The organism is Flavobacterium crassostreae, assembly GCF_001831475.1.
Lineage (GTDB): Bacteria > Bacteroidota > Bacteroidia > Flavobacteriales > Flavobacteriaceae > Flavobacterium > Flavobacterium crassostreae.
On the sequence record NZ_CP017688.1, the window covers coordinates 1,787,118 to 1,804,688 of the forward strand.

Below are 17,571 nucleotides of genomic sequence, written 5' to 3' on the forward strand. Positions count from 1 at the left end.
GTTTGTCATGGCGTTTTGGTTTGCTGTGCGTTGTTTTTTATCCAAAAAAAAGATTTATGGGTTAAAGTGCTAGTTGCTCGATAAACTGAGTTGCTGCTTTGCCAGGGTTATCGGTTTTCATGAAATTTTCGCCTATCAAAAACCCTTTGTAACCATAGGGTTTTAATTCTTGGATGGCTTTTATAGAACTGATGCCGCTTTCGGATACTTTGACAAATTCATCCGGAATTTGGGCTGCTAGTTGTTTGCTGAAATCCAAACTTACTTCAAAGGTTTTTAAATTTCGGTTGTTTACTCCAATCAGGTCTAAGCTGGGCATGATGGATTTTTCTAGTTCTTCTAGATTGTGTATCTCTAGTAAGACTTCGAGACCTAAATTTTTGGCAAATTCAGATAATGCTTTGATTTCTGGGCGTGTTAAAACGGCAGCGATTAACAAAATCAAATCGGCTCCATGTGCTTTGGCCTCTAAGATTTGGTACTCGTCTACAATAAATTCTTTGCGTAATAACGGCATGTTTACCGAGGCTCTTGCTAGGAGCAAATCGTCCAAGGAACCACCAAAGTATTTGCCATCTGTTAAAACAGAAATGCCGCAGGCACCCGCATTTTGATAGCCTTTGACTACTTCTTCTACGGTAAAACCGTGGTTGATTACGGATTTGGAAGGCGAACGACGTTTGTGTTCTGCAATGATTCCGGTAGTGCTGTTTTTTAAATTTTGGCGTAACGAAATGGTCTTTTTCTCAAAAAAAACGGAGGCTTCTAATTGCGAAACCGGAATGATGGATTTTTTGAGAAGGACTTCTTGTTTTTTATCCACGATTATTTTATCGAGTATGTTCATTGTTTTAGTATTTAAAGATTAAAAAACTTGCCATTTTGAAATCGATTTACAATTGTTCAGAAAACGGTGTCTTAATCTTTTAATTTTGTGTTTATTTACTTAACTCCTGTAATTTTTTCAATGCTTGCAATGCTTTTCCAGAAAGTAAACTTTCTTGGGCTTGGGCAAAACCTTCTAAAGGAGTGCACTTAGTAACGGTAACCAAGGCCATTGCGGCATTGGCACAAACAACATTGTTTTGGGCTTGGGTTCCGTTGCCAGATAGAATATCTGTAAAGATTTGTGCAGATTCTGTAATTGTTTTTCCGCCTTTTATGGCGCTTTGTGTTACACGATCTACTCCAAAGGTTTCGTGGGTTAACATGCCTTCCATGTTGGGGGTAATTATTTTGGTTGGGCTAGTTAATGCTATTTCGTCATAGCCGTCTAAGGAGTGTAAAATAGTAAAATTTACATCCGTATTTTGGTATAAATAGGCGTACATACGGGCTAGTTCTAGGTTAAAAACGCCTACTAATTGGTTTTTAGGAAAAGAGGGGTTTACCATTGGACCTAACATATTAAAGAAGGTTTTTACGGCAAGTTCTTTGCGTATGGCTCCAACGTTTTTCATGGCTGGATGAAATAGGGGAGCGTGCAGTATGGTAATTCCGGCTTGATCGATACAACGTTCAATAAAATCTGGATTATTGCTGAATTTTACGCCTAGGTTTTCCATCACGTTGCTGGATCCCGAGATGGATGAAAGACCATAATTGCCGTGTTTGGCTACCTTTATTCCGGTTCCTGCTGTTACAAAGGATGCTAGTGTAGAAATATTAAAGGTGTCTTTTCCGTCTCCGCCAGTTCCGCATAAATCAATGGTATTGTAGGCAGATAAATCCACACGAACACATAGTTCTAAAAGGGCTTCTCGAAAACCTGCAAGCTCCGCAATACTAATGCTACGCATCATGTAAACGGTTACAAATGCTGAAATTTGACTTGGGTTATAACTTCCGTTTGAAATATTTATTAATACATCTTTAGCTTCTTCTTTTGAAAGCGTTTCGTGACTAATTAATCGGTTTAATATATTTTTCATAGCCTCCCCCAACCCTTCCGAAAGAAGGGAGCAACCTACTGGAGAAATAGGGTTTTAAATTTATATCGTCTTTTGGTCGTTTATTCCCCTCTGGGGTTTGGGCTATTGACCCAATTTTCTAACATTTTTTTGCCATTGGGTGTCAATACGCTTTCTGGATGAAATTGTACTCCTCGGACATCATAGGTCTTGTGGCGTAGGGACATGACTTGTCCGTTTTCGTCATACGACGTGGCTTCTAAGACCTCTGGAAGCTTAGGATCTACCACCCAAGAATGGTAGCGACCTACTTCAAATTGGGAGCCTAAACCTTCAAATAAAAGTTCGTCATTTACTACTGTTTTTACGTTGGTAGCAATTCCGTGGTATACCTTATCTAGGTTAGAAAGTGTGCCGCCGTATACCTCGCCAATGGCTTGTTGTCCGAGGCATACACCAAAAATGCTTTTGGTTGGACCGTACTTTTGGATCACAGCTTTTAGTAAGCCTGCTTCTTCGGGTATTCCGGGGCCTGGAGAGAGTAATATTTTGTCAAAATGAGCAATTTCTTCGAGGGTAAAGGCGTCGTTTCGGTACACAGTAACCTCGCAGTTTAAATCCTCTAAATAATGTACTAAATTGTAGGTAAAGCTATCGTAATTGTCTATGACTAAAACGGATTTCCTAATCTCAGATTGAGGAACTGTTGGAGTAGGTATATGGTTGTTCATTGTTTTTTATTTTATCTTTTGTACTAATTGTTGCGCCATTAGCTGCGCTTTGTAACGCTAGAAGCTAGATGGTTTCGGCTAGATCTAATGCTGCGTTCAGGGCTCTTAGTTTGTTGTATACTTCTTGCATTTCGCTTTCTTCGTCTGAGCTGGCTACAATTCCGGCTCCTGCTTGCGAATGTAATTGGTGGTTTTTGCTCAAAAAGGTTCTAATCATTATGGCATGGTTAAAGTTACCTTCAAAATCCATAAAACCAATGGCACCACCATAAAAGTTTCGGTTTGTTTTTTCGTACTGTTCAATTAATTGCATGGCCCGGTGTTTGGGTGCTCCGCTGAGAGTTCCTGCCGGAAAAGTATCTGCAACTACTTGCATGGTGTTGGCTTTTTCATGCAAATGGCCGGTTACTTTAGATACTAAATGAATGACATGCGAAAAAAATTGTACTTCTCTATAACGCTCCACTTGCACGTGATGCCCGTTGCGGCTCAAATCATTTCGAGCCAAGTCTACAAGCATTACGTGTTCGCTGTTTTCTTTTTTATCTACAGACAATTGTTTTGCAAGTACAGCATCTTTTTCGTCATCGCCAGTGCGTTTAAAGGTTCCTGCAATAGGATGGATTTCGGCCTTACGATCTTTGACAATTATTTGTGCTTCGGGCGAAGACCCAAAAATTTTGAAGTCTCCGTAGTCAAAAAAGAAGAGGTAAGGAGAGGGGTTGATACTTCTTAAGGCTCTGTAGACGTTAAATTCGTCTCCTTTGAAGCCTTGAGTAAATCTTCTGGACAAAACCAACTGAAATACATCCCCTCTAAAACAGTGTTTTTTGGCTAGAGTTACGTTGTGTTTAAACTCTTGGTCTGTTAGGTTCGAAAAGCCTTCGCCGTCTTTATTAAATTTATATGTAGCAATGTTGCGAGATTGTAAGAGTTGCTCTATCTCTGCAATATTATTGGTATCCTTTAGGCTATGGCAAAAGATATAGGCTTGATTTTTAAAATGATTAATAGCAATAATGTTTTGATAAACGGCATAATAGACATCTGGGATGGTATTGCTATTTTCTTTTTTGGCAATGTTGACTTTTTCAAAATAGCGCACGGCATCATAAGAAATGTACCCAAAAAGACCATTATTTATAAATTTAAAATCATTTTTCTCGGATTTAAATTGACCAGAAAACGCTTGTATTATTTCCGGAATGTTGGTCTGTGGTGTGATTGTTTCTTTGGAGGTACTTCCGTCTGGATAGCTTTTGTAAATAGTTTCGTTTTCTATTTTTATGGAAGCAATTGGATTGCAACAGATGTAAGAAAAACTATTGTCACTCCCATGATAATCACTGCTCTCTAGCAACAAGCTGTTAGGGAATTTATCTCTTATTTTTAAATACACACTTACAGGAGTAATGGTGTCTGCGAGTATTTGTTTGTACTTTGTATTTAATGTAAATGATTTCAATTGGAATAAATTTTATGATTTGTAATTTATTGATGTAAAATTTTAAAAACAGAAAAGGCCTGTCGTGATGACAAGCCTTTTTATATTTATATTAAAAATAATACTATAGGAGCTTAGTTCACGACTATTGACGTAAAATGTTCCACCACCAAGTATTGTTTATTGTTGTTTTCATAAGACAAATATATAAAAATAATTTTGTTTAGTACAAGGGTTTGTTTTAAAATTATATTTATTTTTTTAATTTGTTGTAACCAATGTTTTTGTACGTATTTTTTTTCTAATTACGACCAATCAAATTGTTCACTTTTACTCTAAAATCTGGAGTGGATCTAAGGCTTACATCTGTAAATAAATCTTTTTTCGGGATATCGGTATATTCAATGGCAAAGGCATCGTTGCTGTACCAATTGTTGATTTCGGTATTGAACTCTTCTGCTTGGCTTACAATTTTACCCTTGCATCGGTTTACTGTTATGTTGTTTAGGCTTATTCTGGCTAAGTTTGCAGAGAGATATTCTATTTTTTCGTCTAATAATATAAAAGGACTAAACCCAGAGATTACACAGTTGTTTAAACTTAAATTACTTTTTTCTTTGATGTAGATAGATTCGCGCACCAAGCCTTGGTCATTTTCTTCCATGTTTATTAAAGTAATGTTGTTGGCATTTACTTTAGTCATTTTTTTGGTAAAATCTACATTATTGGGTTTGTCATACGAGTCAATTTCAAAACATCTAGAACCAGATATATCCGAAGAGTAAGGATGACGAATGGCTATACTGTTGTTTAGGTTAGCTTGTGCGCCTTGAGTAAAATCAAAATCATCATCGGTGGTTCGGTAAGAGATAAGGTTGTTTAAATTAACATCTCCACCATAGCACTCAAAAGAATCGTCATTTGAAAAACTAATCTGAATATAGTCTAAAATGGTTTTTCTGCCCACACCTGCCATAGACAAACCATTTAGTTCTTTATGAGCATTTAATTTTCGGCCAGAGTATTCTATGCGCACATATTTTAAGATTCCGGAGCTATCCCCTACATCCTCGCCGCCATAGTAGCTCATGGCTGGATTTAAATTAAAATCTAAATAACCCATACCGCCAATTTTATTGATTGGTGCTTGTCCTAACAGTATAATTCCGCCCCAATCTCCAGGTCTTCTGGCTAGGGTGTTTTTGTTGGAAGTAAAAACAATAGGGTCAGTTTCATTACCCTCAGCTATAATTTTAGCACCCTTTGTAACCACTAAGGTACCACAGCTTTCTTGATCTCCTCGGATTACGGTTCCTGGTTCAATGGTTAAAACCGCATTGTTGGTAACGTATACAATGCCATTTAGGAGGTACGTATTTCTTTTGTATAGTTTCGTGTCTTTGGATATTACTCCGGTGATTATATCCGTGGCTTCGTTATAATCCGTGGTAGCAGGTTTAAAATTAGTCCAATTGTACATCCAGTTAGAAACACCAAAAATTCCTTTTGGTTGTTGTGCTGTTCCAATAAAATTAAAAAGTAAAATAATAACTACAGTAAATAGTGTTCTTTTCATCATAATTGTTTTTTTAATATTCCGGATTATTTAAAGGAATATTTGGGTTACGTTTTGTTAAGAAAATAACTATTAAGTAAATGTTTAATAGACTTGTTTTCTGGTCACAAAATTAACGCTATAGTGCGTATACCCTCAATTTTTGGCATTATCAATAAGTTACTGTAATGTTAATTTTGTTTAGTAAGAATTAACATACATTATAAATAAAAAAAAACCACCCTAACAAATCTAAAATTTGTCAGGGTGGTTTTAATCCAGAATAGTTGGTATAAGTACGTACTAATACTGCATACTAACGGTTAACTGAAACGCATCTGCAATGGCTTTGTCTCCAATGGTGCTAAAAATACTTGCGGAGTTGTATTTGATATCGTATTTAGTTCTGTCTACAACAAGAGTTGTGCTAGCAGTTGTAGGTTGCACTAAAAGATCAAAAGTAACTGGATTGGTGATTCCTTTAATGGTCAAATCTGCTGCAATGGTATATAGATTTTTTGCTTTGGTTTTGATTCTTTTAAATACCAAAACGGCAGTTGGAAACGTATCGGTTCCAAAAAAATCTTTAGACTTTAAATGGGTATTTAGTTTTTGTTGGTATTCGCCAGAAAGATCCGTAGCAGTTAGTGTCTGCATGGCTACCGTAAAGGTTCCACCAACTAATTTGTTTTGTCTAAACAAAAGCGTACCATCCTTAAAAGCAACCGTACCAGAATGCTCTCCAGTTACTTTTTTGCCCACCCATGAAATGGTGCTTTTTTGGATGTCAATTTTTTTAGTTTGTGCCGTTACAGATACTGCCGTTAGAGCTACAATTAGAGCCAGTGCAATTGTTTTTAATTTTTTCATTGTGTTTTAGTTTTTAGAGATAGTAATTGGTTTGTTATTAATTTGTTTTATGCGTTTCGGTATTTTTCTAACAAAAAGTTCAATGTTTGGCGTTCTTCTGGGTTCAAATTAGAAGCAAAATACTGCTCATGCGCAACTACTTTGGGTTCTAATTCGGTCAAAATATCCAATCCCTTTTGAGTAATGGTAACCTCTATTTTGCGTTTGTTATCGGGGCAAACCTTACGCAAAACCAGGTTTTTTAATAATAATTTATCTACCAATCTGGTAGTATTGCTTGTTTTGGCAACCATTCTTTCTTGAATGGTAAACATATTTACAGGATTGCCTTTTTGTCCTCTCAAAATTCTCAAAACATTGTACTGCTCACTCGATAACTCAAATGGTTTTAAAATTTCGTGAAACTTCTCTGCAACTATATTTTGAGTGTACAATACATTAAGAATAATTTTTTTGGCATCCGTAAGCGCCGTATTGGTTTTTATAACATCTTCAATTTTCATAATCTCAATTTGGGATTACAAAGATATTCTTTTTATTTGTATATACAAATGTTGAGATAGTTTTTTTAAATTCTAAAATAAAAGTAACCACAAATAACCATTCAAGTTCATGGTTTTACGGTTATTTAACCTTAAAATAATTTAGAAGCTAAGTTTATAAAATCGGGACCAATCTGCAAATGTTCCATAGGTTTGCCTGCCAAAACAGTAGGTCTAATAATCCTAAAACCTAATTTTAGATACAATTTTTTGGCCTCTGGATTTGCCTTGTCAACCAATAAACCTAAAGTTTGTTGTTGGTCCACAACGTGTTTTTGAATCAAAAAACGCAGCAATTGAGAACCCAAACCATTTCCTTGCGCCTCAACCCGAACCCCAAGACTATCCACATACCATTCGCCTGGTTGCGTTTCGGCCTCCATAACGCCACTGTAGTGATAATGCCTTTTTAAATAGGCAATTATAGGCGCTCTCAAAGCCACTAATTGCGCGCCATCATACACATTTGCCGCAGCAACAACCCCAGATTCAGTTTGTATCACCCAGCAATTTTGGTATGAATATTGGTTGTTTTTTTGGGTAATAAATTGCAACAAAAAAGCCTCCGCCTGCGCATAATTTTCTTGACCAATAAAACGATACAGTATTGTATCCATGGCCAGTAACAAACAAGTAGCAAGAGCAGGAGCATCAGATAAAACGGCTTTTCGGATTAGCATTACAAATATTTTTGAGTGTTGTTTTAAAAAAAGAAACAGTTTAAGATCCAAACCAGAGTCCGTATGTAAAAGTACTCCATCAAACCCAAAAAAACTTTTTTAAGGAGCAGAAACAATGCGTTTTGTAATAATACACCCACCTACTATCCGCTGTATCTCTTGTTTTTGCTATCGCAACACAAGAGGATGCCGCTTCTATTAGGGCTAAATTAGGGTATTTTGTTTTTTCAAATACCGTCACATAGATATTCTGGACAATATACCTAATTTGACCAACAGAAAATACTATTTAGACCCAAAACAAGCTTTTGTATTGGTGGAGATTGCTTTATAACAATTCTTCGACATGTCTTTTGATATTTTCGGCAATTTTTTTGGTTGGCAAATCATTAGCATCGTGTCCAAAAGGATCTTCAATCTCTTCGGCAATTAACTCCAAACTAGCCAAAACATAAAAAGTAAAAATAACCACCGGAATTACATAATACCCAAGATTGAATACATACCCAAAGGGCAATGTCATAACATAAAAAAAGATAAATTTTTTGATAAAAGCACTATACGAATACGGAATAGGAGTGTTCTTTATACGCTCACAGGCTCCACAAATATCCGTAAACGATTGTATTTCGTGGTTTAATATAATGAGTTGGTCTCCAGTGATTTTTTTAGACATATACAGCTCATTTATTTTATAAAACAATATCTTGGCAACCTGATTAGGGCGGTGGTTGTGGTGTTCTAGAACTACACCATCAAAAAGTTGCTTGCTAGTTTGTTCGTTCTTTAGATGTTTATTAAGTATCGAAGCATAACTAGGAATTATTTTTCTAAAAAAAGCTCGATCCGATTCTTCGGTCAAAATAGCCGATAATTTTAAGGCCAAATTACGAGAATTATTAACCAAACTACCCCATATTTTTCGACCTTCCCACCATCGGTCATAAGCCGTATTGGTTCTAAAAACTAGCAACAAAGAAATAACAAAGCCCAGCATACCATGCATGATAGAAATGTTTTTTACATGGCTATTTTCGGGCAGAACCCAATATTCAATTTCTAAATACGCTATTGCTGCGGCATACAAACCAATAAAAAGCATCATAGGTATTAATTGTCTAAAGGTGTCGGCTTTATGAAATCGAAAGATAAAGGTAATCCAGTCTTTTGGGTTGTAAGAGATCATGTTTTTGGGTGGTTTTTAACTAATATAATTCCAGATGTTTTTCTTTTTGGTTAACTCCAAATATACCGCTCTCATGCCTGCATGCTCTGGTTTCTGTAGTGGCGCATCTTCTTTTAGTATTTTCATGGCGTGATTTCTAGCAAGAGCCAGAATATCTTTGTCTTTGACAATATCTGCAATTTGTAGGTGGAGCACTCCACTTTGTTGGGTTCCCATCAGGTTACCAGGTCCTCGGAGTTTGAGGTCTACTTCGGCAATTTCAAAACCATCATTAGTACCTACCATAGTTTCCATTCTGGTTTTACTATCGTTGCTGAGTTTAAAACTAGTCATCAAAATGCAATAACTTTGATCTGCACCACGCCCCACACGCCCCCGCAATTGGTGTAGCTGCGAGAGTCCAAAACGTTCGGCACTCTCAATAACCATCACCGAGGCATTAGGGACATTCACACCAACTTCAATCACCGTGGTTGCAACCATAATATTGGTTTTGCCTTCAGCAAAGCGTTTCATCTCGGCATCTTTGTCTGCGGGTTTCATTTTTCCGTGCAAGATAGATATAGCGTATTGCGGCAACGGAAAATCTCTAGAAATACTTTCGTAGCCATCCATTAAATCCTTGTAATCCATTTTTTCGGATTCCTGGATCAAGGGATAAACAATATAGATCTGACGTCCAATAGCTATTTGATCCCGTATAAATTTCCAAACCTTTAGGCGGTTGCTGTCAAAGCGGTGTACGGTTTGGATGGGTTTTCTGCCAGGAGGCAATTCATCAATTACCGAAATATCCAAATCACCATACAGACTCATGGCCAATGTTCTGGGTATTGGCGTAGCGGTCATGACCAAAACATGGGGCGGAATACTGTTTTTTTTCCATAATTTAGAGCGTTGTTCTACCCCAAAACGATGCTGCTCATCAATAACGGCTAGCCCTAAATTTTGGAATTTTACTTTGTCTTCTAACAGTGCATGGGTGCCAATGAGTATTTGTAAACTTCCGTTTTCTAGTTCTTCTTGTATGGTTCTTCTGGCAGCTATTTTGCTAGATCCGGTGAGTAGTTTTATATTTAAATCCAGCTTTTGAGCCAATTCTGAAAGACCTATAAAGTGTTGGTTGGCCAGTATCTCCGTGGGTGCCATTAGGCAAGCCTGAAAACCATTATCTAATGCCAGTAGCATAGTCATAAAAGCTACTATGGTTTTTCCGGAACCTACATCTCCTTGTAATAAACGATTCATTTGGGCATTACTACCCATATCGGTTCGTATTTCTTTGATTACTCTTTTTTGAGCACCCGTGAGTTCAAAAGGCAGATGGTGTTGGTAAAAACCATTAAAAAAAGTACCTACAACTGCAAAGGGATGCCCTTTTATTTTGTGTTTCTGGATTAGGTTTTTGGTAATTAATTGCAATTGAATGAAAAACAACTCTTCAAACTTGAGTCTATACTGGGCTTGTGCCAAAGCGGTACTGCTTTTAGGAAAATGAATTTGTAATAAGGCGTCTTTTTTAGAAATTAGTTTTAATTCTTGCAGTAAATAATCTGGAAGCGTTTCTGTAAATAAGGCTTGGGTTTCCTGAAATAATTGCTGCATTATTTTGTTAATAACCCGGTTGCTAACCCCTCTATTGGCCAAGGTTTCTGTAGATGGGTAGACAGCCTGCATGGCCGAACGCAAGCTGGTTTGGTGCTCCGTGAGTAGTTCTATCTCGGGATGTGCGATGCTGTAAATTCCGTTGAAAGAACTGCATTTTCCAAAAACCACACTTATTTCATTTATTTTTAAGGATTCTCTAACCCATTTCTGTCCTTGAAACCAGACCAATTCCATTTGGCCTGTAGCATCTACAAAGGTAGCCACAAGACGTTTTTTGCCTTTACCAAATTCTACCGTTTTGATATGGGTAATTTTGCCAACAATCTGCACCTCAGCAGCACTGTCTTGTAACTCGTTAATTTTATAATAGCGGGTGCGGTCAATGTAGCGGTTGGGGTAGAGCTGGATTAAATCTCCATACTTGTGGATTCCTAACTCTTTGCGTAGCAATCCGCCACGAGTGGGACCCACGCCTTTTAGGTATTCTATAGGGGTAAGTAAGAGGTTGTTAGACATGTATTTTATTTTTAATAAAAAGCCAAAAAGCAATAGTTTGCCGCATTGCTTTGCAATGGAATGGTATCCAAAGCGAAGATAGTTTTTTGTTTGGAAATTAAAAACAACATGCTTTGAAAATAAAATACCAAGAAAGTCGGACAAGTCTCGGCTAATAGGTGATTTTACATAAAAAAAATAGTTATAAAGAAATTTATTGAATTTAACAATTGTTAAGTTTTGCTTTTAAGATTAGCAATACATTCGTTCCTGTTTTATTTGTAAATGTTTCAAATGCTTGGAATTTATCAAAAAATAAAAGATTGATTGTCAATGCTGGCGGTCTCTATTTTGAATTACTATTTGTTAGTTTTTTATTTTTAATTTACTTTTTTAACAATAGATTTGAATTGTTATTTATTAGCTTCGTAATTTTAGTACAAATGTTATTTCAGTTTAATCCTTTTATCAGAACCGATGGCTATTGGATTTTGTCTGACTTTTTAGATATTCCAAATCGTAAACAAAAATCACTAATGGAACTAAAAAAAACATTCTTAATTTATAAAAATCCAAAAATTCAGATTAATAAACCCTTATTTATTTATGGATTAATCGGTTTTCTTTTAAGTTATTTAGTCATATTTGGGGCATTTATAAAAGATAATTCTGTAATCTATATTTTTGGAAATGCTTCAAAATTATTTTTTGACTACAAAAATAACTCTTTTAATTTCTTGCATGTTTTAGTTTTTTTAGCGTCTATTTTATTCTATATTTTGCTAATCAAGGAAGGTTTAATGTTATTAAAAAGTATTAAAAATTTTAAAAAAACAGTTTTTTTAGCAACACTATTATTGATAAGTTTTGAGGGATTTTCTCAATGCCAATTAATTGGTAAAGTGGTAGATATAAATAAACACCCTATCGCATATGCAACTATTTGGTCAAAATCAAATCCGACTGGTGTGGTTTCTAATGAAAATGGTGCGTTTTCAATCAATATAAACCAACAATCTACAAATGACACTATTTACTTGTCACACATAGGTTTCAAAAAGGCACTATTAAAAATCAGCAATTGCAATAAGACAGAATTTACATTGGAAGATGATGTGATTCAATTGTCTGAAGTTGCAATTTTATCAATAAAAGGAATAGATATAATAAATAAAGTTAAAGAAAAAATACCATCAAATTATCCTGTTAACGCAACTGTAAATTCTATTTATTTTAACTACGAGGTTAAAAATGATAACGCTTTTCTAGCTTATTTTGACGGAGAATTAAATTTAAATATTCCGAATTACAATAAAAATAATAGCCTAGATGCTAGACTAATAAGCTTAAAATTGAATGTAAATAATTTGGATAAAATCAAAAACTTTTATTCTCCTTCTCCCAAAAGTATAATTGCATCTTTTTTTCCTTTAAACCTACCATTTATCAAAAACGAAAAGGATTATACATTTGAAGTCAATAAATTTACATCGGATAAAGAGACTTATTATAATGTTACTTTTATCCCCAAAAATTCACAAAAAAAATGGCAGTACCAAGGGAATTTTATTGTAGATTCAAAAACTTTTGCTATTACGGAGAGTAATTTTAATCTTGTAAAAAACGTCCAAAACAAAGATACTTCTATAAGTATTGGTCTTTCAAATAGTAAAACAGTTACTTCATCCAATTCAGAAGAGTATGTTGTTAAATATAAATTAGTTGGTAATTTATATTATAATAATTTTTTAAAATACGCGACTGATGTTAGTTTTTATGACTCAAAAATAGACAAGACACAAAATATTTTTATCCAATCGGTACTTTTGACTAACGGGTTTAATAGCAACCCTAAATCAGAAGAATTAAAAGCGGGTAAAAACTTCAATCTCTATAATTTGAAAACACAAAAAGCAGAAAATACTAAAAACAAGAATAGCTATCTGAATATCGACTGGGACAAAAAAATTAAAAAATTAAAAGAAGAAAACCCAGAGTTGAATGATTAAAATAAAAATTAAAGATTGCGGAAATTATGGTTTCATACAACAGCGTTTTTGCAAAAGGCGGTTTAAGGCTTAATTTAAAGCTCGTTTTGTACTTGAAAGTTCTGTTGTAAATTAAGGAATCTAAATTAAAGGGTACTAGTCCGGAATTAATCGCTGGACAAATCAAGTTGTTATATCCAAATGACCTTATTATTTCCATTTCTTACGAATCTATATTATAAAGCAAATTTATTGAATTTAACAATTGTTAAGTTTTGCTTTTAAAATTAGCAATACATTCGTTCCTGTATTTTTAAAAAAAAGGAACACAAATGAAAAAAATAAACGCATTTATGGTTGTTTTAGTAGGGTTTTTGTCTTGCTCAAAACCAGATAGCCCTGCAGCTGTACAAGTAGTAGATCCAATATCTCGCCTAGAGAGCGAAGCGCCTGAATTGGATTTTTATGGGCTACCAAAAAAATCTGCTACCAATATAGAGGTAGGGGATTATGTCAAAGTAAAATTAAGAATAACCAAATTAAACGGCGCTAATCTTATTGTTGCGGCACCAGTAGGTAAATCGGCCACATTCCATGATTTACTCAACACGGATTATGAGATGTATTTAGCCAGTAGTTCAGAGCCCGGAAAATACCTAAAGGTAGAATCTCTTAATTTGCAACTAGGAGAAAATGTGTTTTATATCAAACCAATAGTTGCGGGCACTTTTCAGTTACAATTAGAAGAAATAACCAAAACCTTTATTCTTAAAGATCCAATAATCTTTAATGCGGTAAAAATAACTACAAGTACTACTACAGGTACGGATGGTAATTGCGGTCTTAAAAGATGGCGACATAGAGATTTTTATTTCTCTATAGATGCAGGCAACCAGATCTATGATAATTATTTGACGGATTCCAAAGCAGCCTTTGGATACAGCACCAGTTATGACGGCGCCTCCTTGCAAGACGTATTTGCGCCCAAAACAAATTTAAAAATAATACCTACCAGAAACCAGTGTGGTGACAATCCTGGAGTTCCTGGCGGCGGTGCCACTATAGAATTATTTAAAACAATAAATGGCAACAAACAAATTATTGCGGTTTATTATGGCGTAGCAGTTAATTAAAAAACAATTAAATAAACAATTAAATAAACAATTAGAAATGAAAAACAATTTAACCAAATTAATGGGTTGCCTCTTTGCGGTTGCAGCAGTGAGCTGTAGTGATTCAGGAGATGCTACTCCAGAGGTAAAATCTACTGCTAGTTTAGATAAAGTAGCATTTACAGCAAAACCTACCACTACCTTATCTTCGGCCAAAACAGGCTTGACCAAGCTCAATACCACCACCGGAAAAATTGAATTTGAATATGCCGTTAAGCTAGAAGAGTCTAAAGCAATCAATCCAACTTTGATTTTTGACTCGTCTCAATCTAATGATATTATATATCCAGGAAGTATTTTGAGAGGCTCCTCTTTTATGAATGGCAAATACGATCCCTTAGTACTCAGTACTCCTTTTAACGATGTTACACTGTCTGTAGAGTTAAAGGATTATGATTTTCCTGGATCAGTAGTGGCATCTCCCACGCTAAGTAGTATCAGAGGTCAATTGAATAGTTTTTTATTTAAAAATATAGACGCTTATGATCCCAAAGCGGTACCAGCAGAATATATCTATCAAAGTGATTCTATTTATTCTAGCAATACCTTTCATAAATCGCTGAATGTGCATGTAGAGGCCAATGCTTTGGCAGGTATGGTGAGTGCTAATTTTAACTATTCGGGTTCTAACACCTCTACGAACTCCAAAAAATATGTAATGGTAAAGGTGTATCAAAAATTTTATAACGCCTCTATTGATCCCAAATATGTAAGTACTTGGATCAACGGAGATATCAAAGCATCGGAGTGTGGCACGCACGAACCATTATATATCAGCAGTGTAGATTATGGGCGTATTGCTTATTTACTGATAGAAACGGATCTAAGCACTAGCGAAATTACCAAAATGGTAAATGCTGCAGTTGGCGTAAAGTTTTTGAGCTGGAGCGCATCTGCAGACGTGAATTATAGTGAGTCCTTTAAAAAACTATGGGGTTCTAACAGTATAAAAATTAAAGTGTTGGGTGGCCCAAGTGGCATAGTGACTAGTTATAATGCATTTATGACGTTCTTGACGGCTCCGAGCACACAGCAACTTGTGGATACTTCTGTGCCTATTTCGTATAAAGTACGAAGATTGCTAGACAACACCCAAGTGGATGTAGTTGGTAGATTCGAAAAAGAGTTTAAAGTTTATAAAGAATAAATAAAGAGTTTGGTGTTTTGGCACCAAGTTATTTAATAAAAAATAATTCCAAAGGGATTAACTTGTAGTACAACGTTAATCCCTTTTTTTTTGACTTTTGTAAAAACAGGCAATACGTGTTTCGTTTTTTTAAGCGCCCTCTTAGTAGTATCCGTATCATTTAAATATGGCACAAAGCTTTGGTTCTTTGGACTGGTCCATAGTATGGTTTTGCACGGATTAGTTTCTTTATATAAAAAAAAGAAAACAACATGCTAGCAAATAAAGAATCGTTTTTTTGTATAAATTTACAGCAACAAAATAGATTTAAACCATTAAAAAGAACGCATGATACTGGATAAAATTGAAAATTACGCTCTCTACGCTACCATTACGGATAGATTAGCCAAGGGTTTTGAATTTATAAAAAATATAGATCCCAATACCATAGAGCTTGGAACCTATGAAATTGAAGACAAAGCAGTCTTTGCAGTGGTGCAAGAGTACGATACCAAAGAAATCAAAGATTGTCTCTTGGAGAGTCACATCAAATACATAGATATTCAGTATGTATTAGAAGGAACCGAATTAATGGGGGTTGCCACCAAAAAAGATCAAAAAGTGTTGGAGGTAGACACCGAAAAAGATTTTATTTTTTATGAAGCAGAAACGCCATACATTCAATTGGTTCCGGGTATGTTTACGGTATTTTTTCCGGACGATTTACACCGTCCGTGTGTAAAAGACGGCGCCATCTCTAGAGTCAAAAAAGTAGTAGTGAAAGTACAGGTTTGATTAAATACGCTCCAATGCAGAGCAAAAAATCCGAGAACCATACTGTTTTTGGATTTTTTTGCTCCCAAGCAATACGTATAGATAACAGGAAGACTGATGCATAAAATCTATTTTACCTATATTTGTTGACCTAAAAAAAGTTATAGTGAGTCAAATCAATAAACTAAAAATATTTAATGATCCCATATACGGGTTCATCAGCATACCAAATGCCTTAATTTATGATTTAATACAACATCCTTATTTTCAGAGGTTAAGGCGTATTTCGCAAATGGGATTGTCTTATTTAGTCTATCCCGGAGCCAATCATACCCGTTTTCATCATGCCTTAGGATGCATGCATTTGATGCAAAAAGCAGTAGATGTGTTGCGATTTAAGGGAGTTATAATCTCCACAGAAGAAGAAAACGCCCTTTATATTGCCATTTTATTGCACGATATAGGCCATGGCCCTTTTTCCCATGCCATGGAAAAAAGCATTGTCGAAGACGTAAACCACGAGCAAATATCTTTGCTTTTTATGAACGAATTGAATGAGCAATTTAACGGGCAGCTTGCTCTAGCAATTCAGGTTTTTAAAGGAGAATACCATAGGTTGTTTATGTTGCAACTCATATCGAGTCAATTGGATATGGACAGAATGGATTATTTAAAACGCGATAGTTTTTATTCTGGAGTAGCAGAAGGCAATGTAAACTCAGAACGATTAATCCAGATGATGAACGTAGAGAAAGACGTTCTGGTTATTGAAGAAAAAGGCATATACTCCGTAGAGGAGTTTTTAATGTCCCGAAGATTGATGTACTGGCAGGCTTATTTGCACAAAACCAGTTTAGTTGCAGAATTAATTTTGACAAAAATCTTAAAACGAGCTAAAGAACTCACCTTAAAAGGAACTATTTTGCCATGCAGTGCTGCACTGCAGTTTTTTTTGCAAAATAAAATTACCTTAAATCATTTTGACGCCAACACACTAGATTTGTTTGCAAGATTAGATGATTTTGATATCATAAGCGCCCTAAAGGCATGGCAGTATGAGCCAGATTTTATTTTATCTGCTTTAAGTAAAATGATAATTCACAGAGATTTATTAAAAATAAAAATGGCCAATGACAAAACAGATTTAGAAGATTTACAACCCCTAAAGGAGCAATTTGCAGCCAAAAATAAAATCAGTTTGCAAGAAGCTTCTTATTTTGTTTTTAAAGGAAAAATTAAAAATCAGGCCTACAGCAAAGAAGCAGAACCCATTAGAATTTTAAAGAAAGACAGAACCGTAGAGGATGTAATTGAGTCATCAAACCAGCTAAATTTAAAATCCTTGTCAAAAGCGGTAACTAAGTATTATATTTGTTTCCCAAAACAACTGATATAAATTAACAATTAAAATCTATTTTTTTATATTTTTGTCCAAATCAAAAGTTAATCATTTTTTATATGTTTAGAGAACTGCGATCATAACGCATCTT

Annotated in this window: 15 protein-coding genes; 5 read left to right on the forward strand and 10 right to left on the reverse strand. The window is 35.2% G+C overall.

From position 1 onward, the window contains the following. Positions 1-61: 61 nt before the first annotated feature. The 10 genes from trpC to recG form a co-directional block, all read right to left on the reverse strand. Positions 62-847 (reverse strand): indole-3-glycerol phosphate synthase TrpC, encoded by a 786-nt coding sequence (trpC, locus tag LB076_RS07985; RefSeq protein WP_066331712.1) that lies wholly within the window; start codon positions 845-847, stop codon positions 62-64. A 91-nt stretch (positions 848-938) separates the two neighbouring features. After that, positions 939-1,931 (reverse strand): anthranilate phosphoribosyltransferase, encoded by a 993-nt coding sequence (gene trpD / locus LB076_RS07990; RefSeq protein ID WP_066331709.1) that lies wholly within the window; start codon positions 1,929-1,931, stop codon positions 939-941. 80 nt (positions 1,932-2,011) lie between these two features. Then, positions 2,012-2,641, reverse strand: a complete 630-nt coding sequence (locus LB076_RS07995; RefSeq protein WP_066331707.1) for an anthranilate synthase component II — start codon at positions 2,639-2,641, stop codon at positions 2,012-2,014. A gap of 64 nt (positions 2,642-2,705) precedes the next feature. Then, positions 2,706-4,106, reverse strand: coding sequence for an anthranilate synthase component I family protein (locus LB076_RS08000; protein WP_066331704.1), 1,401 nt, complete (start codon positions 4,104-4,106; stop codon positions 2,706-2,708). 280 nt (positions 4,107-4,386) lie between these two features. Continuing rightward, a complete protein-coding gene (locus LB076_RS08005; RefSeq protein WP_335583354.1) occupies positions 4,387-5,664 on the reverse strand; it encodes a hypothetical protein in 1,278 nt (425 codons plus the stop codon). Positions 5,665-5,943: 279 nt separating this feature from the next. Further along, complete coding sequence (locus tag LB076_RS08010) at positions 5,944-6,510, reverse strand: YceI family protein (protein WP_066331701.1); 567 nt, start codon at positions 6,508-6,510, stop codon at positions 5,944-5,946. 47 nt (positions 6,511-6,557) lie between these two features. Continuing rightward, the gene (locus LB076_RS08015; protein ID WP_066331700.1) at positions 6,558-7,013 is read right to left on the reverse strand and encodes a MarR family winged helix-turn-helix transcriptional regulator; all 456 of its coding nucleotides are present in this window, start codon (positions 7,011-7,013) and stop codon (positions 6,558-6,560) included. Positions 7,014-7,144: 131 nt separating this feature from the next. Continuing rightward, the gene (locus tag LB076_RS08020) at positions 7,145-7,732 is read right to left on the reverse strand and encodes a GNAT family N-acetyltransferase (protein WP_066331693.1); all 588 of its coding nucleotides are present in this window, start codon (positions 7,730-7,732) and stop codon (positions 7,145-7,147) included. A gap of 328 nt (positions 7,733-8,060) precedes the next feature. Next, entirely contained in the window at positions 8,061-8,918 is an 858-nt protein-coding gene (locus tag LB076_RS08025) for a bestrophin family protein (RefSeq protein ID WP_066331690.1), read from the reverse strand. A gap of 15 nt (positions 8,919-8,933) precedes the next feature. After that, on the reverse strand, positions 8,934-11,042 hold the full coding sequence (gene recG, locus LB076_RS08030) for an ATP-dependent DNA helicase RecG (RefSeq protein ID WP_066331687.1): 2,109 nt from the start codon (positions 11,040-11,042) through the stop codon (positions 8,934-8,936). A 209-nt stretch (positions 11,043-11,251) separates the two neighbouring features. Between recG and LB076_RS08035 the strand changes: the two genes are divergently transcribed. From LB076_RS08035 to LB076_RS08055, 5 genes are all read left to right on the forward strand, one after another. Next, entirely contained in the window at positions 11,252-13,030 is a 1,779-nt protein-coding gene (locus tag LB076_RS08035; RefSeq protein ID WP_066331686.1) for a carboxypeptidase-like regulatory domain-containing protein, read from the forward strand. 311 nt (positions 13,031-13,341) lie between these two features. Next, entirely contained in the window at positions 13,342-14,142 is an 801-nt protein-coding gene (locus LB076_RS08040; protein WP_066331679.1) for a hypothetical protein, read from the forward strand. 37 nt (positions 14,143-14,179) lie between these two features. Further along, positions 14,180-15,328 carry a thiol-activated cytolysin family protein gene (locus LB076_RS08045; RefSeq protein ID WP_066331677.1) on the forward strand — a complete coding sequence of 383 codons (1,149 nt, stop codon included), beginning with the start codon at positions 14,180-14,182 and terminating at the stop codon, positions 15,326-15,328. A 327-nt stretch (positions 15,329-15,655) separates the two neighbouring features. Continuing rightward, the gene (locus LB076_RS08050) at positions 15,656-16,102 is read left to right on the forward strand and encodes a NanQ anomerase/TabA/YiaL family protein (RefSeq protein ID WP_066331675.1); all 447 of its coding nucleotides are present in this window, start codon (positions 15,656-15,658) and stop codon (positions 16,100-16,102) included. Positions 16,103-16,247: 145 nt separating this feature from the next. Then, complete coding sequence (locus LB076_RS08055; protein WP_066331672.1) at positions 16,248-17,477, forward strand: HD domain-containing protein; 1,230 nt, start codon at positions 16,248-16,250, stop codon at positions 17,475-17,477. Positions 17,478-17,571 lie beyond the last annotated feature (94 nt).